Origin of the sequence: Cytobacillus firmus DS1, from assembly GCF_000565285.1 — a bacterium.
GTDB classification, from domain to species: Bacteria; Bacillota; Bacilli; order Bacillales; family Cytobacillaceae; genus Cytobacillus; species Cytobacillus firmus_A.
In genome coordinates, this window is record NZ_APVL01000015.1 from 81,830 (window position 1) to 101,113 (window position 19,284).

Consider the following 19,284-nt stretch of genomic DNA (forward strand, 5'->3'; position numbering starts at 1 on the left):
TTCTTTTAATTCCCCTTAATCTCCAGCAGCTTCATCCTTAAGTCATTTTCCATATTGGCCAGGTCATGTTCTGCCTGCCGGCGCTTATTCCTGCCTTCTTCCTGGATCCTTAAGGTTTCTTCAAGAGTAGAGATTAAATTCTCCTGTGTTTTCTTTAACGTTTCGATATCGACAAGGCCCCGCTCATTTTCACGTGCCGTTTCAATTGTATTCACTTTCAGCATCTCCGCATTTTTCAATAGAAGATCATTGGTGGTTTTTGATACCTTCTTCTGGGCTTCGACGGCATAGCGCTGACGAATTAGCGTCAAGGCAATAGCCACCTGATTTTTCCAAAGCGGGATGGCGGTCATGATGGAAGACTGGATTTTTTCAACCAATGCCTGATTGGTATTCTGTATCAGGCGGATCTGCGGCGCACTTTGAATCGTTATTTCACGGCTCAGCTTCAAGTCATAAAGACGTTTATCCAAGCGATCGGCAAACTGGATCATATCGTTTACTTCCTGGAACTTCATCTGATCATTTGACTCTTCTGCCCTCTTTTTCAGCTCGGGAATCGTCTTTTCATGAAGCTCCTCAAGCTTTAGTTCTCCTGCTGCAATATAAACATTTAACGCATGAAAATACTCTTTATTATTATCATAAAGCTTATCTAACATGACAATGTCGGAAAGAAGCGCATTCTTGCTTCTCTCCAATTTGACACTGATGCGGTCGATTTGAGCACCCGTTTTCTGGTATTTGGACAACACTTCCTGAACAGAACCGGAAATCTTTCCGAACATACGCGCAAAAAAGGAAGATTTCTCAGGCTTCAGCTCATCCGGATTCACATCGCTGAATTTTTTCATCAGATCATTAATGATCGTTCCCACTTCACCAATGTCCTTTTTCTGAACATGCTCGAGCATGGTATGGGAGAACGATAACAGCTTTGATTGAGCTGGTGTTCCGTATGAGATCATCGCCTGGTGATTGGCCGGATCAATTTGCTTTGCAAGCTGATAGGCTTTTTCGCGGTTTTCTTCCGGAATCACATCTATCAGCCTTGTCCGCTTTTCCGATTGCAGCGGTGAGGAAGCAGGATGCTTATTTTCCCCAAAAGGATCTGCCAGCAAATCATCCATTAAATCAGTGTTTTTTAACAGGGACGGTTTTTCTTCGGTCATCTTAATCTCCTGCTTTCATCATGAATTCTTGATTCTTTTATCTTCTCAATCGAATTCCTGGCAACATCAATTTCAAGATGAAGCTGATCAATATCTTCTGCGATAACCCTGTGAAGATCTTCCTCTACATGATGGGTAAGTGCATCAAGTGTACGTCTCGTCTCCTGGAGGGACTGATCCAATTCACGCGATTTTCGCGGCTGGGAAGACAGGAAAACATACTTTTCCGCCAGCTCCACAGCAGAATCCAAATGAGAAAAATAAAACTGCTCCGCCTGATAAAACCGTTTCGGTTCACTTCTGGTCAGTCTGTAAATCCTCCTCGTCACCCTCATGAACTCCATGCGCTGCTTCAGCGTCGGGAAGTGCCGAATGGAGAACATCGCTTTATGCAGACGGGTTATTTTGCGGCGTGCCTCATCAAGATTTCGCTTTATATATTGGTATTCCCTTTTCGTCAATCCATGCTTTTTCAAAAAGCGGCGGCGCTGAATTAATCCTCCGGCCCAATAAGTGAGCAGCCCGGCTCCAGCTCCATAAACCCCTGACAGAAAAAATGTTTGCCCGAAAGCAAAGTAACTGGCCAGCCAGACACTGACAGACAATGGAACAGCCGTCAGCAGGCGAAAAGCAAATGCTAAAAAGGAATTCATATTTATCGACTCCTACTCATAGTCCTACTTATTTATACGTAATTGATAAACCTAAAGTTTCATCCACAGACATCTTTCAGCAAAAAAGGCATATATCCTTAAATCTATTAAAACACTTTTAAAAAACTTCTCAAGTTATACGATACAAAATAACACGATTGCCCGCCATAGACCACAAATGTAATCGTTGCTAAGACCTGAGACGTATATTAAATAAGAAAAGCGCAAGCGCCTTGCCCACCCCCGACAAGCACAAGACGAGCCTCCCGGAAAGGCGTTCTTTGCCTTTTTGGGAGGATTGCCCGAAAAGTAGAGGCGACTGCCCTTTCAAGGAACGCAGACTAAGAGCGCCACGTCCTGTGGCAACGTCTGCATGACCCGCATCCTCCCAAAAGCTGTCGCTTTTGGTCGTGCGCTGATTATGCTGACGAAGCCTTCCTTGTCCTGCGGGCCTCAGGCATAAGACGGTTCCTGCAAGAAGGCGTTTTTCCTTCTGGAAGGAAACGGCTTATGACCCAGAGTCACTAGGAGCCGCAACTAGACAAGCTTGTGACCTCGAGGGGGTAGGCTGCTTGCGCTAGACAGTTATCTACGTTCAAAAATTATATACTTTCTTATCTTTTTTAAAAAAAGCACCTGCGGAAATTTTTCCGCAGGTGCTTTATGGCTATTTAACCGCCAATGCACGCTTGCCCATGGCATTGTAGATCTTAATGAACTTTTCTTTTGGCATTTTAACATCTTTTTTAACAGCTTCACTGTCATTAAAATAAACATAATCGGCATCCACACCTGTTACGACAATACAGTGCAAAGGTGTCGGTGCACTGATCGTTTTGCCCGCAGGCGTTTTCCAGGTTCTTTTATTCGGCATTTCATGGCTGATTGTAAACCACGCCAGAACAGGGTTACCCTCTGAAACAGCCTTTTCTATTTCCGAGAAATCTTTTCCGGTCAGATTTACACCGCCAGCACGATATTGATCAAGCAGCTTTTTCAGTGGCCCCGGGTTTATCGTGTGTCCGTTGCCAAAAGGTGTTCCAACGAACCCGATATCAGGGTCCCCCCAGGTTTTAATTGATCCGTCTGCATTTCTTACCAGCTTGGTTGAGTCATATGGCATTTTTTCTGCCAGTGTGGTTTTGCTGACATTCACTCCATAAAACTTCAATGCCATCGCAAGGGAAGTGACTTCACATCCGCTTGGCAGCTCCGGACGCTGGGCAATGAGCGGCACATTAATTTTGGACAGGCGGGCATCACTGGCTTTCACATAATCACCGCTTACATAACCCGTTCCTCCATTGTAAGAAATTTCATACCAGCCATTGCTTTCCTTATGTATAACATTCAATACAGAACCGTTCTTAAAGGAACCTATTTTCCCGTAATTTGTACCCGGACCTTTCCGGACATTTAATGACGTGGCATCCACCCGGTAAAGCTTTTCATTTGTTTTTACATACTGGCCGCTGACATAGCCTGTTTTGCCATTATAGTTAATTTTGTACCAGCCGTTTGCAAGTCGTTCAATCGCCTGAATACTGCTGCCTTGGGCCAGGCTCCCAATCCGGCTGTAATTTGTTCCCGGACCGGAACGGACGTTCAGACTGGTTGCATCCACTGTGTATGTAGCGGATGCGGCTTCTGCCACCGTCTCGTTTGAAATGCTCGGAATTGTCGGCGACAAGACTCCTCCTACCAAAATAGCTGCAGCAACAGTGCCTTTTAATATAACTCTGTTTCCATATGAACCTTTTAAAGTTGCCATACACTTTCCTCCATATCCCGGATTTTATTTCTGTCGAATTTTGCGGACTACTCTAAAAATAAAGATTCGCAAACTTCAAGTCTACCTCTTTGGGACTGGAAAAATTTTATTGATTCTATTGAATCAGTTGGAATTTGCTTATTTAGCAGAGTCAGTATATTTGGCATCTGTATATCTTCCCTTTTGAAAAAGTTTAATTATAAAGGCTGCAGGGAATAAACTCTTGTACCAATTTACTTACATCTTGGAGGAAACATAATGAATAAGCACTATTTTTATATAGTTATTTTATTAATAGGATCGATTGTATTTCCTTCCTCAGGAAATGCAGAGGATTCGATTGGGAAGGAAAACAAGGTTGTACTGATTTCCTTTGATGGAATGAGAAATGACCTGACAAAAGAATTTGTTAAGGAAGGGAAGCTTCCTCATATTAAGTCACTTATGGAGAACGGAGTGGCCGCCAAGGATTCCAAAACCGTAACCCCCTCGCTGACCGCACCATCTCATGCAGCAATTGGCTCAGGTGCAGATCCATCTGAAACCGGCATGGTCAGCAATAAATGGCAGGATCCCAACAAGGAATTGGCCAATGGAGAAAGCGCATTTCATCAGCCGCTTGATAAAAGCCCGCTTTGGGCTAAAGCGAAAAAGAATGGCAAAACAACTGCCACCGTGCTGTTTCCCGGGTCAAACCCTGATGCAGGCGAGCAGGCTGATTATGCAGTATATTATGGTGAAACCTGGGCAGAAAGCTCTCTGGATAAGCTTCAGTTCAAAAAAACAAAGAGCTGGAAGCACACCGAAAACAGCTTTAGCCCTGCAAAGGAAGCTGCAATGAAGCTGCCATTGAAGAAAGCAAAGAATAAAGAGATTCACATATTAGCTTTAGACACTTCAGATGATGGAAAAACCAACTATAACCGCTTCATTTTTTCGGAAAATCGTTCGGCAGACTCCGAAGATGTTATCGTCAATGCCAATGAGTGGGGGGCAATTCCGGTAGAAGCGGACGGTGAATCTGCAGGATTTTGGTTTAAGCTGAAAACTGATGCCAGCCTTGAGAAAGCGAGCATTTACCGGACGGCCGTTACGTCAGCCCTCATTCAAGGTCCAGAAGGATTTGAAGAGGAGCTGCTATCGGAATTCGGCTTTTTCCCCGTTCAGGATGATACAGAGGCTTTTGAAAAAAATTGGATTACACGGGAAGAGTACGAAGAAATCGGTTCGCGTTTTGTATACTGGGCGACTAATGTGTCTCTTTATATTAAAGAAAAATACCAGCCCGATCTGCTGATGTTTTATACACCTCAGATTGATTATGAATCACATCATTTTCTGCTGACAGATCCACGGCAGCCCGGGTATTCAGAGGAAAATTCCCAAAGACATTCGAAATACATTGAATGGGCCTACAAGCTTGCAGATAATGTCGTGGGACAGACAATGGACAGCCTTAGCGAAGAAGACCACCTTCTTGTTGTATCTGACCACGGCATGGAGCCAGTCCATACCATTCTGGCTCCAAACACTCTTCTGAAAGAAGCAGGTCTTTTAAAGACAGATAAAAAAGGCAGAGTGGATGAGGAGAACTCCAAAGCAATGGCTGTAGCCAGCGGATCAGCTGCCCAAATTTATCTGAATGAAAACCTCACCAAAAGAGAAAAGAAAAAGACTGCAGACCAGGCAGTGAAACTCTTTAGCGAATATAAAAACAAACCGGAATTTAAGACAAAAATCCTAAAGGGCTATTTGGGTGAAGCCGGTGAGTTCCTCGCCGAAGGAAAGTTCAGCCATTTTAATCAAACAGCAAAGCAATTTTCCGATTACCTTTTCAGGAAACAAGAAAAGCCTTATCAGATTGCCTATGATAATAAAAAGGAGAATAAGCACCCTAATCAGGGAGACATATTGCTGCTTGGTGCAAGTGGCTATATGATGGGCAGCAGCTTAACAGACCCTCAAATGCCTGCAATAGAACTTGGCAGCCATGGCGGCAATCCTGAACGTAAAGAACTCAAGGCGGTATTTTTTGCACAGGGTCCTTCTTTTAAAAGTGACAGTGGAATTGGTTCGATTACCACACTGGATATCGCCCCGACAGTTTATCAACTGCTGGAGATACCGGCTCCTGACTTTTTGGAAGGTGAAGTTTTAACAGATGCTTTTAATTAAAAACACGGCCTTGCTATGTGCTGCAAGGCCGTGTTTCATTTTTGAAAAAAACCCACCCCTAAAGAGATGCGCAGAACAAACTATATACAATCCAATTCTACAGTTACTGTAGTTCCTTCACCTATAAAACTATCGATAGTCATCAGCCCTTGGTGTTCCTGTATAATTTTGTTGCTTACTGTGAGCCCCAGACCGATTCCTTTATCTTTTGTTGTATAAAAAGGGGTCCCCAGATGCTTCAGCATTTCATCATCAATGCCTGCTCCTTCATCTGCAAAAGCAATCCTTACACGCCCGCGCTCTATTTGCTGCATGCTGATATATACATTTCCGCCATTAGGCATAGCTTCAATCGCATTTTTTAAAAAGTTCACAAACACTTGCTTCAGCTGAGGAGGTGAACATAATAGCAAGATATCATTCTCACTATGTTTAAGATGAATCTGGACATTATGAAGCAGTGCCTGCGGATGAAGTACGTTAATTGTACTTTCAAGAATGGACATTAAGTTCCCTTTCTCAAACTCGATTGCCTGAGGCTTGGCCAAAGACATGAACTCATTGACAATGATATCAATTCGATCAAGCTCTTCCATAATAATGGATAGATAATTATCCTGTTTTTCCTTAATATCACTTGATTGGAGCAGTTTTGAAAAACCTTTTAGAGAAGTCAGCGGGTTCCTGATTTCGTGGGCAACCCCTGCTGCAAGCTGCCCGATAATGGAAAGGCGATCCAAATTCCGCAAAGCTGCATCATTATTCACTCTGTCTGTTATGTTTCTGCCTACCGCCACAAATAATTCAATCTCGCCTTTATCGTTTAATATTGGAGAAATGCTTGTCTCCACGTAAACGATTTCGCCATTAATGGTATCCATCTTTGTTTCAAGGATCTGAGGTTCTCCCGTTTCCATCAGCTTTTTACATACCTTGCAGAACTTTTCTCTCTCTTCCTCGGAATTTATGAAAGTGACGCAGTTCTTTCCAACAATCTGCACAGGCGAATATCCCAAAGCTTTCTCATGAGATGGGGAGGCATAAATCACCGTTTGATCCTTTGTGAAGACTTTGATCATATCTGTCGTATTCTCCGTTATCAAATCGTACAGCTCTCTTGTTTTTCTTAATTCCCTCTCCATGCTTTTAAACTCTGTCATATCCCGGAATATAGCCAGAACGGCGATGATTTTGCCCTTGGAATTTCTGAAGGGAGAATACGAAACTGATATATCCATTAGAGAACCATCCTGATGATAGCGCTGTGTGATCACATTGCTGTATACTTTCCCCAGCTTGACCAGTTTTATAATCTCCTTCACTTCTTCCGGGTTCTGAAAATCAGTAAACTTCCTGCCAATAACCTGCGCTTCAGTATAGCCAAAAAGCACCGTATACATATGATTGACCCTTATAAAACGGTTCTTCATATCAATGATGGCAACCCCATCTGCTGTGCAATTCAGGAACAAATCGAGCAATTCATCAGGATTGGAATAAATCGATTCACCATCATTGCCAAGTATCGGGAAATCATTGACCAATTAGCTCACCCCATTTAATAACTCTATAAACTATATTTTACAGAATTATAAGAAAAAAAGCATGAGGATTCTTGAGAGAACCTAAAAAAGCAGCTTCCCAATAGGTCAGCTGCCTTCTCTCCATTCCAATCCCGCGACTGCTTCACAATGCATAGTCTGAGGGAACATATCCACGGGCTGCACTTCGATGGTCTTATACCCGCCATCCTCCAAAATACGCAGATCCCTTGCCAATGTTCCCGGATTGCAGGATACATAGACGACTTTCTTTGGCTTCATGCTTAAGATGGTTTTCAACAGATCCTCATCACAGCCTTTTCGCGGCGGGTCAACGACCAGCACATCTGCTGTGTTCCCTTTTTTATACCATTCAGGAATTACTTCTTCTGCTTTCCCGACGGCAAATGAAGCATTTGTCATCCGGTTCAGATCCGCATTCCTCTTCGCATCCTCAATGGCTTCCGGCACGATTTCAACTCCGAACACTTCTTTTGCTTTCTGTGCCAGGAAAAGAGAAATGGTGCCAATTCCGCAGTACGCATCGATAACCTTTTCATCTCCGCTCAAATTCGCATATTCCAGTGCTTTATCATATAAAACCTTTGTTTGCTCCGGATTCACCTGATAAAAGGAACGGGCGGAAATCGCAAATTTGATATCGCCAATAAAATCATGGATCACTTCTTCTCCCCAGAGAACTCGTGTAACATCTCCCATGATCACATTTGTCTTCTTTGAATTCACATTATGGACGATGGATTTAACCCCATCAATGCTCGATGCAATCTCTTCCACAATCTTTTGCTTATGCGGAAGCTCCTTCGTCCTGGTAACAAGGACAATCATCACTTCGCCTGTCACAAGACCATAGCGCGCCATCACATGGCGGAGCTCGCCTTTATGACTGCCTTCATCATAAGCGCGGACACCATAGCGGCCGCATATTTCCTTTACCTTTTGAACAACCTCATCGTTTTTTTCCTGCTGAATGAGACATTCTTTCATATCGATGATCTGGTGGGTGCGCTGCTGATAAAATCCGCCGATCAGACCGCCCTCCTGCTCTCCAATCGGAACCTGCGCTTTATTTCTGTAGCGCCACGGATCCTTCATGCCGAGAACCGGATGCACTTTTACGCCCTCGAGCTTCCCGATTCTTTCCAGAACATCTCTGACCTGTTTTTCCTTGGCGAGAAGCTGGCCTTCATAGCTCAGGTGCTGCAGCTGACATCCGCCGCACTCCTTATAAATCGGGCAGGGTGCTTCCACCCGGTATGGGCTGCTTTCATATGTTTCGATCAGGCGCCCAAAGCCATATCCCTTATTCACCTTAATCACTTTTACCTTTGCTCTCTCACCGGGAAGCCCATCCGGCACAAAAAGCGGATAACCGTCCACCTTTGCCACTCCTGCCCCTTCATGGGTCAAATCCTCAAATGTAACATCTATATAATCATTTTTTTGCACAGGTAATGTTCTGCTCATCTTTTTCTTCCTTTTCAGCTTAATTCCGTGACCTATTTTGACTAGACAGATTGTATCATAAAACAGGGGTAAATACGAAATGCATATCCTTCCGACTCTGAACCTGCATACCTGCAGCATGCCTATTTGCAGAATCTAACCCTTTATTTGCATATTTCCCGGTCTATTTGCAAGATTTCCCTATCTATTTGCTCTTTCACTCTTCTATTTGCAGGAATACTCTTCTATTTGCATCGTTCACGACTTCATGTGTTTTTGCAAAATAAAAGCCCGCCCTGTTAAAGAGCGGACTTCCTATTATTCGTGGGAGCTTTCCCAATCGGTCGGACGGTCTTCTTCACGAATCTGGTCAATTGGGACAAATACTTCCAAATGCCTGTACAGGTTTACGAATTCAGCAGGAAGAAGCCCGCCAAATTCGCCATCAAGATTGAGCTGGACTTTCTCTTTGGATTGTACTTTAATACGGTTTGCCTGCGTATAGATGACGTTCGGGTCCTTTACATGCTCACCCCGGACTGCCATTGTCGCGATCCGGATAAAATCGGCGAGATTGGTTTTCTTTAAGATCAGCAGGGAAAATAGCCCGTCATTAATACAGGAATCCGGCGCAAGCTTCTCGAACCCGCCGACTGAATTTGTCAGACCGACAAGGAAAAGCATGACCTCACCCTCAAAGATTTTGCCATCAAACTCAATGCTCACTTCAGTTGAGCGGATAGAAGGCAGCATTTCAATTCCCTTAAGGTAATAGGCAAGCTGGCCAATCATGGTTTTAAGCTTGCTTGGCACCTCGTAAGTCAGCTCTGTCAGCCTTCCTCCGCCAGCAATATTAATAAAATATTTATCATTTATGCGGCCAATATCGACAGGAATGGTATCTCCTTTTACAATGATTTCAGCAGCCGCTTCTACATCTCTTGGAATATGGAGCGCACGGGCAAAATCATTAGTTGTACCCGTTGGGATAATGCCAAGGCGCGGACGGTAATCCTGTTCTGCGAGTCCATTTACCACCTCGTTAATCGTACCATCGCCGCCTGCTGCAATAACCAGGTCGAAGCGGCGTTCAACAGCTGCCCGTGCAGCTTCAATCGCGTCTCCTTCACCTGTGGTGGCATGGCATGAGGTTTCATATCCTGCACTCTCCAGTTTTTGCAGAACCTCTGCTAAATGTCTTTTAAAAATTTCCCGGCCTGAAGTCGGATTATAAATAATTCTTGCTCTTTTCATAGCCCATCATCCTATTTATTGAAATATCTAAACTTAATCCTTTTTATTCCATCTTTTTACATCATAGCGAATACTCTACGGCTTAGCAATTTTTTCACTGCTATCCGTTTCTATTCTATTCACTTCCTGGTGTTTGCACAAGTGGCCAGATACACAAATGAATTATACCCTCATTAGGTAAAAAAGTATCGTAATTAAGTTATATTTCTTGGGCATGTAACTGAAATAGCAATAAGCCGGATGCAATTGAGCATTATTCCTGTTTCAGGTCCTGCAAAACAAGGCTCTTAACATAGTCAATAATGGTTCTATATGGATATTCTTCATTAATGACTCTATGAAGCATGGCCCCGTCCATAAAAGTCCAGAATAATCCTGCTACATGATTTGGATCTGCATCCGGACGGAATTCCCCGGCAGTCTGCCCTTCTTCCATAATATCTTTTATCATTTTCAAAAAGAACTTCTTTCCTCGCTCGTTCAGAATTCGATTTAAGTTTTCATCTCTGGAAGAATGCAGCGTAAATTCCAGCTGTACAGTAATTCTATCTTTTCGTTCCTGGCTGAATGGGCTCATATCTCTATACAAATCAAAAAGATATTCCAGTTTCTCTTCCGCAGAAGAGAGAATGGAAATATTCTCTGCAAGTCTTGCATTGGCTGATTCTGTCTGCTCATTCAAAAGCTCCAGGTAGATTTCTTCCTTGCTTTTAAAATAATTATAGATAGCTCCCTTGCTAATTCCTGAATAAGCGACAATGTCATCAATGGTCGCTGCCTGAAATCCCTTTTTGGCAAAGCAAGCCAATGCGCCAGACAGGATCTCTTTCTTTTTTTTTCGTTTATATTCCTCTGATACGATAGGCGGCAATTCAGTCCCTCCAAGGCATTTGAATTATTCTCTTTCAGTTACGTTATACCTGCATCAGCAGCATTTCCTGCTGATTTCACTTCTTTTCAGAATTTCTTCTATATACACGCTGGCATGTTCACTCGTGATTTCCGTGTTTTCCTCCGCCAATCCCGCTTTTATCAAGTCTTCTTTCATTTTATCGAGAAATAAATCTCTGATAGCTGCTGAACGGCATGGCTGCATCTGTGCTGCCAAATCCCAAATCCATTGCTCAAGATGGATACTTTTGCTCTTTTTTTGCATTTCCTGCGGAACCTGCCTTCTTCCCATATCTCTCACTCCCCAGGCATTGTATTTAAAATAAACTGATCGGTCTTTTTTATTGTAAGTATTTTTATATGAATTTTCAAATTTTTTATAAAAAAAACTCCTAACTTCCGTTAAGAGTCACTCCTGATCTATTTGATTTTTCTCCCGGTACATCGTTATTAATCCCCCAATGAGCATAAAGCAGGCGAAGGCAAGAGGAAACCAGCGCTCAAACCAGGATTCTTTAGGAGGAAGCCCACTCTGTTCCTTAGAAACTTCTTCGGAAATTCCGGCTGTAATTTGAGCCATAACAAGATTGGTAAAGTCCCCTTCCCCCGGCATTGCGGGCAAAGAGTACTCCTCCTGGTCCATTGCTTCGAGGTATACTTCCAGACATTGATCACATATATAGAGATGATCTTCATAGAGTTCACGCTCAGGTTCAGAAAGCTCATTTTTCGCATATTTCTGCCATTCCTCCAATGAAAAATGCTCCATGAAAACCATCCTTCCAATATTCCTTACAGAGAGTGCTTTGAAACACAATTAATATCCTGAAGGGTATTATCCTAATCAAACATGTCCTTATAACTATTCGAATAACATGCTTTCTTTTTGAGTGCCGAAACAATCATAATTTAGAGAATAGAATAATTCAATACCTTTTTAATAATAATCTCTAACAAAAAAGTTACAGAATTTTCTATCCTAATTATTATAGATAATGATTAATTCTCCCTTTTCACTAAACCATTATATGGTAAACTGTAAGCAATGACTACATACAGAGGAGGCTGTTAAAAAATTTTCAAATAATGGACAACTCTAAAAAACAATTGAATATATTGATGAAAAAGGATGAATACGATGACTTTTCTTATTTACCTGGCAGCATACTTGATAGGATCAATTCCTACTGCCTTATTGTTTGGCAAATTTGCCTTTGGAATTGACATTCGTGATCATGGCAGTAATAATCCCGGTGCGACTAATACTTTAAGGGTTCTTGGCAAGAAAGCAGCCATCGTGGTTCTGCTGGTGGATGTGGGCAAGGGGGCTGCAGCTGCGGCAATGCCTGCCATTCTGAACGCTGAGGCTGATCCGCTAATAGTTGGGATGGCCGCAGTTGCCGGTCACTGCTTTCCGGTCTTTGCAGGATTCCGCGGAGGAAAAGCCATCGCAACCACTGCAGGTGTTTTGCTTGCAGCAAATATTTGGATGTTTTTAATCGCCTATATTTCTTTTATCGCTATTATTTTCCTAACGAAGTATGTATTTTTCGGCTCTTTATCGGTGGGTGCATCTTTGCTTATTTATTCATTATTTACTGAAGGCACTGAACATGAACTTATCTTTTCTATTTTCCTATTATTTCTGCTTTTCCTGCATCGTTCGAACATTAAAAACTTTATTGGTAATAATGAGCCTAAAATCAATGATAAGCGCTTAAAGGATGACCGCATCCCTCCAAGAGATGATAAAAAACGAGCCTAATTGAAACCCGGATCTTTGCATTCGGGTTTTTTATTATTTTTCACATGAAAGCAGCTCTTTAAGCAAAACCTTTGAATAAAGTGAAACTTCAATCAGTGGGGCCTTATCCCCCACTGATTGTTAGTCGCGTTCTAATGTCGCTAAGATCCCGCTAGCGCTTCGATCAATCGACTCTACGAACCCGATTGGTTTAACTAAGCCTCTGCCTGCGCGTCGGCAAGTTTCACTGTATCTCACCAATCGGGCCTTTACATTATAAAGCGAGGCGACTTGCCTTGGGGTGACAAGCATAAGACGGGCAGATGGTGGGGAGTGCTTTTCTTCCCATCAGCTGATTGGCTTATGATCTCGAGCCCCTAGGAGCCGCAGCTAGATTGGGCAGTTTGACCCCCACTTATCCTCGTTTGATTCCTCTGAGTCTTGAAGCGGGGGTCTTACTGCCCGTTAGACTGCGATAAAGTGCGTTCGAAGGAGTTTGCATATGGTCTTGATCTTAAAAATAGCGAGTCTTTACTTAATCACAATCATGATTATGAGGCTGATGGGGAAATCGACGATTATCCAGATGACTCCTTATGACCTTGTCGCCATCATAATCGTTGGCACAGTTGCTTCTGAGCCTCTCATTAGCACAAAATACTGGCCGACATTAGCAGCATTGGCCATTCTTGTAGGCCTTCACATTCTCTTCTCTTATTTGACTTTAAACCAAATTGGCAATCGGTTTTTTCTTGGGGAGCCGACCATGCTTATTAAAAATGGAGAAATCCTTGAAGACAATCTGGAAAAATCCCATTTATCCATGTCACAGCTGCTGTCGATCTTAAGAAGCAAAGGCTACCCAAAGATTGCGGATGTTGATTACGCTATTCTCGAGCCAATTGGTGAAGTGAGCATCATACCGAAAGTGGCCAATACGCCTGTAACAGTTGAACATTTAAAGATCAGCATACAGGATGAAGGACTCCCGATTGCGGTGATTGTGGATGGCAGGATCCAGTCCCGGAATCTAGAGCTGCTGGGACAGACAAAGGATTGGCTTTTAGAGCAGCTGCGCCAGAACAATTTAAACGAGAAAGAGATTATGTATGCTTATGTAAATGAAAAGTCAAAGAAATTGAATATAAACAGACGCAGATAATTTTCCAAAATAGGTTTATTGATTAAAATTAAGGGTAATTAATATGAGTTACATATCAGAAAAAAATTACTTTACTATACATATCAATATCAGGGGGTAATGGTATGAAAGAAGAAGGCCTAGTGCTTGAAACGAAAATTGACGGCTTTAATTTTAATTGGGATCTCGAAAAAGGTCTTTTTAACTTTGAAGGTGAAGACTCAGTCCTTTTTTGGATAAGTTCCGCCATGAAAAGCTTTTTCGATACGATTGAAGAGATTTCAGGAAAAGAAACCTCCAGCCTTGTACTTGAAACCGCCGGCTTCAGGCAGGGAATGGTTGTTGGGAAGTTTTTCAAAGACATGAATCTGCACATATCTGAAGTCGCCAATATCATCCCCAGAATATACGCTTCTGCCGGCTGGGGGAAGTTCATCATTAGTGATGTAGATCCCGCTGCCAAAACAGCCAGGGTCAGAACTGTTGACAGCTGGGAATATAAGATTAACAAGAAACAAGGGAAAAATGAATCCGGAACCTTTCTGCCTGGACATTTTGCGGGAATCTTTTCCTCTGTGTTTGGGACAAGCATATGGTATAAAAAGGAATTTGACCAGTTAGCCGGCCAGGATTATTCAGAGCTGAATTTCTTCCCTTCAAGCGTTACAGTTGAGGAAAATATCCACGCTTTAGCGAGACGGGAAGAATCCAAAAAAATCAGCGAGCTTGAGAAATTAGTGGAAGTGCGCACGTTAGAACTTAAGCAGCTTGTTAAAGAAATCTCTTCACCGGTTATTCCAGTCCTGGATGGAATTGTTGTTGTCCCTCTTTTGGGAAGATATGATGAATTCCGTTCTGAAGAACTCGTCGACAAAACTCTTCATAGCCTTCCGAGGCACCAGGCAGATTGCCTAATCCTGGACCTGACCGGGTTAAATCAGTCCATCAGTGCCTATACGGTGGAATTCTTAAGCAAATTGGCTGCGGCGGCTAATCTGATCGGTACCGAAACGATTCTGGTTGGCATTTCTCCGGAACTTGGCACTAAAATTACGGAAACCAACTTTAATCTCTCTAAATTTAACTGCTTCACAAACCTGCAGCATGGCATTTATTACGCTCTTTCCAAAAAAGGCAGGAAAATCTTTTAATCATACAAAAAGCTGACTCCGCATCGGTCGGAAGTCAGCTTTTTTGCGTTAATTCCATTTTTCAGCAAGGTCAAAATGGCCGCATCCGTAAAATTATGTGCGGATAGCTGGAATTTATGTGCGGATAAGATTTTTAATGTGCGGTTAAATTTTTTTATGTGCGCACAGGACCCAATGATATCTCCTATTTCTCTACCTGCACTTTCTTCGGCGCCCCCCTATATTTCGCTTCCCGCAGCTCCAGCGCGTAGGCCTCAAGCTTCGGCATTCCCATGTCTTTAGCAATGCTGATTTCTTTTTCAACATCATACGGAACCCGGACAATCTCGATGGAAAATGGCGCAGCCTCTTTTGCTAAGTATTCCCCATGCAATATCACATAGGTTGCCTGAGGGATATCAAGGGAGTTCCCGACGCTTCCTGCATTGAATAGTGTCTTTTGCGGATGAATCGGTTCGACCAGGGCTGCGTGAATATCCCCGTACCCGATAACGTCCGGAATCCTGCCATTCTCTCCGGCAGTAATATTTTCCGTATTCTCGAACATAGCCAGCTTTTCATCATATGAATCCCTCATCGGCACAACCCGGTGATAAATGCTTTTGGCTGAAGCATGGTAGAGTCTGATATATTTTCCGCTCATATAAAAATCATGATGGAACGGAAGCGTGCCTAAATAGGATAAGGCCTCTTCCCCCAGCTGTCTCTGATGCCACTGCCCCTCTTCAAAGTCCAGCGGCTTCTGCATAAAGTCATCCCAGTTTCCAAGGAGGACCACTTCACAGGTCTCTTTAATCCGTTCAACAGCTTTAAGAGAATTGGGTCCTTTTCCTATTAAGTCACCCAGGCAAAAAATATTCTCTATTCCGCGTTCACGGATATTGTCCAGAACAGCGTCCAGAGCTGTGATATTTCCATGAATATCAGATATTACGGCTACTTTTCCCATGTTTGTCTCCTCCTTACTTTTTTATAATTCTCCAAAACACCCATGCTTCCTCTAACAATTGAAAAAACAAAATTTGATTTTTCCCTGTACCGCCTTTACATTAGAAATATGGTAAAATAACAGCATGCCAAAACCAACATTACATATAGAAGGAGTAGGAATTATGTCAAAAGTATTTGTATTCGGACACAAAAACCCAGACACTGACTCAATCTGTTCAGCACTTGCTTATGCAGAATTAAAAAACAAATTAGGCGTTGATGCAGAGCCAATCCGCCTCGGCCAGGTAAATGAGGAAACACAATATGCCTTAGATTATTTTAAGACTGAAGCTCCCCGGCTTGTTGAGGCGGTATCCAAGGAAGCCAGCGAAGTAATTCTTGTAGACCATAACGAATTCCAGCAAAGCGCTGATGATATCAGAGATGTGAAAATCCTTGAGGTTATTGACCACCACCGCATAGCGAACTTTGAAACAAGCGATCCGCTTTACTACCGCGCAGAGCCTGTTGGCTGTACAGCAACCATTCTGAACAAAATGTACAAGGAAAACGGAGTGGAAATCAGCAAGGAAACAGCTGGACTCATGCTTTCTGCCATCATTTCCGATTCTTTGCTGTTCAAATCTCCAACATGCACAGATCAGGACATTGCAGCAGCACGTGAGCTTGCTGAAATCGCGGGAGTAAACGCTGAAGAATATGGTCTGGAAATGCTGAAAGCAGGAGCAGACTTAAGCAAGAAGAGTGTGAAAGAGCTAATCTCCCTTGACGCAAAGGAATTCCAAATGGGAAGCTTTAAAACAGAAATCGCTCAGGTTAATGCTGTGGACCTGAATGACGTATTAAGCCGCCAGGAAGAATTGGAGGCTGTCATTACTGAAAACATTAATAACAAAGAGCTTGACCTTTTTGTTTTTGTTTTAACTGACATCCTTAACAACGACTCAGTTGCTATCTCTCTTGGCAAAGAAGCTGCAGCAGTTGAAAAAGCTTATGATGTAACACTTGAAAACAACAGTGCCGTATTAAAGGGCGTTGTTTCACGCAAAAAGCAAATTGTACCGCCTCTTACAAACGTATTGGCTGGCAAATAAAGTGAAACTTCAATCAGTGGAGGTTTTCCTTATCCCCCACTGATTGTTAGTTGAACCAATCGGGCCTTTACGGGCAGTTTGACCCCCACTTATCCTCCGTTGATTACTCTGAGTCTTCAAGTGGGGGTCTTACTGCCCGTTAGACTGCGATAAAGTGAAACTTCAATCAGTGGGGGTTTTCCTTATCCCCCACTGATTGTTAGTTGAACCAATCGGGCCTTTACGGGCAGTTTGACCCCCACTTATCCTCCGTTGATTACTCTGAGTCTTCAAGTGGGGGTCTTACTGCCCGTTAGACTGCGATAAAGTGAAACTTCAATCAGTGGGGGTTTTCCTTATCCCCCACTGATTGTTAGTCGCGTTCTAGTGTCGCTAAGATCTCCGCTAGCGCTATGCTCAATCGACACTACGAACCCGATTGGTTCAACTAAGCCTCTGCCTTCGCGTCGCAAGTTTCACTGTATCTCACCAATCGGGCCTTTACGGGCAGTAAGACTGCGATAAGACAGAAGCAGTGCCGCCACCTGGCACTGCTTTTTACTTATCCAATAATGCTTCTGTCCCCTTAACAAGCTTGATCATGAGTTCCTTCACTGTCACCTCTTCAGCCATTCCCACTCCCTGCCCGGCCCATAAAGACATAAACTCCGGACGCTCCAGCTTGGCTGCCTGCTTCCGGATAGGAGCTGTCATATCATTCTGCAATGGATAAGGCAACGCTTGCCTGCCTTTCATTTCATCCATGAATCTGTTGCGAATCCCTCTTGCTGGCTTTCCTGAGAATGCTTTCGTCACATCTGTCTGATCTTCCCTTGCATTTAATAATGCCTGTTTGTACAGTGAGTGAGCTCCGCTTTCCCGGCATGTAAGAAAAGCTGTTCCCAGCTGGGCTCCTGCTGCGCCAAGCATCATAGCAGCCGCAATACCGCGGGAATCCATTATTCCCCCTGCAGCAGCCACGGGACAGCTGACCGCATCTGCTACCTGTGGTATTAGAGCCATGGAGCCGATCATCCCGCTTTCTACCCTGTGAAAAGTTCCGCGGTGTCCCCCAGCTTCAGACCCCTGAACAACAATTATATCTGCGCCAGCCTCTTCCCATTCCACTGCTTCTTTTACATTGGTTGCGGTTCCAATAATTATCGTACCCTGTTTCTTTAATTCAGAAATAATCGCAGAGTCAGGTATGCCAAATGTAAAGCTGCAAACAGGCACCCGTTCTTCCATCAAAACAACAAGCTGTTTTCTGTATAAAGCAGCATAATCCTTTTCTGGCAGAGAAGGTTTTTCCTCCATACCAAGCTCACTGCTGAATCGTTCAAGCACATTCCCCATGCTGCTGATGTCATCTGCATTCGCTGATACATCAAGATCCGGAACAAAGAGATTGACGCCAAATGGCCGATCAGTCAATTTTCGAATCTGTTTTATATCCTCTCTTATCTCCTCCGGACTCATATAGCCTGCACCCATATTTCCAAGTCCGCCGCAATTTGATACCTCACTGATTAATTGCGGCGTTGTCATTCCTCCAGCCATGGGAGCCTGAAAAACAGGGTATTTTATACCCAGCATCGCAGTGATGGAATTCCGGTTCCAGACCATTTAAAACACCCTTCCTCCTTTATTCTCCGAAACAATAGAATCTATTATACTATCAGCAACAAAATGCCAGATCTTAGAATCCTCCTGATAGGAAGCAGTTAATCTCCTGTACATACTCATTTGTTTTTCCTTAAAGTCCCCAGCATCCTGTTCGGGGAGCTTGCTTCTTTCATCATCCACCATTTCCTGAACCTGTTTCGCACGAGGTCCCCAGACAGCTTTTTCCTTCCCCGCTTCATCTATAAAAATATAAATGGGTATTGCTCTAGATGTTCCGTTAGTCAAATATTGATCCATAAGCTCAAGATTCTGATCCCTTAAAATAAAACGGACTTCCATACCGGATTCCTCTGCGATTTTCAGCAGAATCGGATTATTCAGCATGGCATCACCGCACCAATCCTCAGTGAGGGCAATTACTTTCATGCCCGCATCCTTAAGATCTGCCAATCTTGTTTTTTCCTCATCAGATAAAGAAAAACGATAATAGATTTTATTCATCTCTTCTTTGTTAACTTGCATCGCTTCATTATAATTCTGCGGACTTAGACCCTTCGCAAACCAATCCATTAATTCCATAAACCCACTCCCTTTTTTCAATTTCTTTAGTGTTTATTCTTTACCATACGCTTTCATTCCTGCATTTGCTGTAGCACTTTGTAAAACCAGATCTT

At 43.2% G+C, this 19,284-nt stretch carries 17 protein-coding genes; 5 read left to right on the forward strand and 12 right to left on the reverse strand.

Annotation, left to right across the window (positions count from 1 at the left end; genetic code table 11):
- Positions 1–5 precede the first annotated feature (5 nt).
- The 3 genes from PBF_RS18280 to PBF_RS18290 all read right to left on the reverse strand — a co-directional run bounded on the left by PBF_RS18280 (position 6) and on the right by PBF_RS18290 (position 3,596).
- Complete coding sequence (locus tag PBF_RS18280; protein ID WP_035331745.1) at positions 6–1,172, reverse strand: toxic anion resistance protein; 1,167 nt, start codon at positions 1,170–1,172, stop codon at positions 6–8.
- Entirely contained in the window at positions 1,169–1,825 is a 657-nt protein-coding gene (locus PBF_RS18285; RefSeq protein ID WP_035331746.1) for a 5-bromo-4-chloroindolyl phosphate hydrolysis family protein, read from the reverse strand. The genes PBF_RS18280 and PBF_RS18285 overlap by 4 nt, the downstream gene beginning before the upstream one ends.
- Before the next feature lie 667 nt (positions 1,826–2,492).
- Positions 2,493–3,596 carry an SH3 domain-containing protein gene (locus PBF_RS18290; protein ID WP_035331748.1) on the reverse strand — a complete coding sequence of 368 codons (1,104 nt, stop codon included), beginning with the start codon at positions 3,594–3,596 and terminating at the stop codon, positions 2,493–2,495.
- A gap of 258 nt (positions 3,597–3,854) precedes the next feature.
- Here PBF_RS18290 and PBF_RS18295 point away from each other — a divergent pair, with 258 nt between their 5' ends.
- Positions 3,855–5,771 (forward strand): alkaline phosphatase family protein, encoded by a 1,917-nt coding sequence (locus tag PBF_RS18295; protein ID WP_035331749.1) that lies wholly within the window; start codon positions 3,855–3,857, stop codon positions 5,769–5,771.
- Between the two features lie 80 nt (positions 5,772–5,851).
- On the opposite strand, the gene PBF_RS18300 is transcribed toward PBF_RS18295, so the two are convergent.
- From PBF_RS18300 to PBF_RS18325, 6 genes are all read right to left on the reverse strand, one after another.
- On the reverse strand, positions 5,852–7,315 hold the full coding sequence (locus PBF_RS18300) for a PAS domain-containing sensor histidine kinase (RefSeq protein WP_035331751.1): 1,464 nt from the start codon (positions 7,313–7,315) through the stop codon (positions 5,852–5,854).
- Positions 7,316–7,420: 105 nt separating this feature from the next.
- Entirely contained in the window at positions 7,421–8,800 is a 1,380-nt protein-coding gene (gene rlmD, locus PBF_RS18305) for a 23S rRNA (uracil(1939)-C(5))-methyltransferase RlmD (protein WP_035331753.1), read from the reverse strand.
- A 297-nt stretch (positions 8,801–9,097) separates the two neighbouring features.
- Positions 9,098–10,033 (reverse strand): diacylglycerol kinase, encoded by a 936-nt coding sequence (locus tag PBF_RS18310; protein WP_035331755.1) that lies wholly within the window; start codon positions 10,031–10,033, stop codon positions 9,098–9,100.
- A gap of 253 nt (positions 10,034–10,286) precedes the next feature.
- Positions 10,287–10,904: a TetR/AcrR family transcriptional regulator gene (locus PBF_RS18315; RefSeq protein WP_035331757.1), complete on the reverse strand. Its 618-nt coding sequence runs from the start codon at positions 10,902–10,904 to the stop codon at positions 10,287–10,289.
- A gap of 54 nt (positions 10,905–10,958) precedes the next feature.
- Positions 10,959–11,216: a hypothetical protein gene (locus tag PBF_RS18320; protein WP_035331759.1), complete on the reverse strand. Its 258-nt coding sequence runs from the start codon at positions 11,214–11,216 to the stop codon at positions 10,959–10,961.
- Between the two features lie 117 nt (positions 11,217–11,333).
- Positions 11,334–11,693, reverse strand: a complete 360-nt coding sequence (locus tag PBF_RS18325) for a hypothetical protein (RefSeq protein ID WP_035331760.1) — start codon at positions 11,691–11,693, stop codon at positions 11,334–11,336.
- Between the two features lie 369 nt (positions 11,694–12,062).
- Between PBF_RS18325 and plsY the strand changes: the two genes are divergently transcribed.
- From plsY to PBF_RS18340, 3 genes are all read left to right on the forward strand, one after another.
- Positions 12,063–12,689, forward strand: a complete 627-nt coding sequence (gene plsY / locus PBF_RS18330; RefSeq protein ID WP_035331762.1) for a glycerol-3-phosphate 1-O-acyltransferase PlsY — start codon at positions 12,063–12,065, stop codon at positions 12,687–12,689.
- A gap of 481 nt (positions 12,690–13,170) precedes the next feature.
- On the forward strand, positions 13,171–13,830 hold the full coding sequence (locus PBF_RS18335) for a DUF421 domain-containing protein (RefSeq protein ID WP_035331764.1): 660 nt from the start codon (positions 13,171–13,173) through the stop codon (positions 13,828–13,830).
- Positions 13,831–13,934: 104 nt separating this feature from the next.
- Positions 13,935–14,960 (forward strand): STAS domain-containing protein, encoded by a 1,026-nt coding sequence (locus PBF_RS18340; protein WP_035331766.1) that lies wholly within the window; start codon positions 13,935–13,937, stop codon positions 14,958–14,960.
- 184 nt (positions 14,961–15,144) lie between these two features.
- Here the strand turns inward: PBF_RS18340 and PBF_RS18345 are convergent, their stop codons facing one another.
- Positions 15,145–15,909 (reverse strand): metallophosphoesterase family protein, encoded by a 765-nt coding sequence (locus PBF_RS18345; RefSeq protein ID WP_035331767.1) that lies wholly within the window; start codon positions 15,907–15,909, stop codon positions 15,145–15,147.
- A 163-nt stretch (positions 15,910–16,072) separates the two neighbouring features.
- Between PBF_RS18345 and PBF_RS18350 the strand changes: the two genes are divergently transcribed.
- A complete protein-coding gene (locus tag PBF_RS18350; RefSeq protein ID WP_035331769.1) occupies positions 16,073–17,005 on the forward strand; it encodes a manganese-dependent inorganic pyrophosphatase in 933 nt (310 codons plus the stop codon).
- A gap of 537 nt (positions 17,006–17,542) precedes the next feature.
- Here PBF_RS18350 and PBF_RS18355 read toward each other — a convergent pair.
- Complete coding sequence (locus PBF_RS18355) at positions 17,543–18,610, reverse strand: NAD(P)H-dependent flavin oxidoreductase (protein WP_035331770.1); 1,068 nt, start codon at positions 18,608–18,610, stop codon at positions 17,543–17,545.
- Positions 18,611–19,189, reverse strand: a complete 579-nt coding sequence (locus PBF_RS18360; RefSeq protein ID WP_035331771.1) for a thioredoxin family protein — start codon at positions 19,187–19,189, stop codon at positions 18,611–18,613.
- Positions 19,190–19,284: the final 95 nt, after the last annotated feature.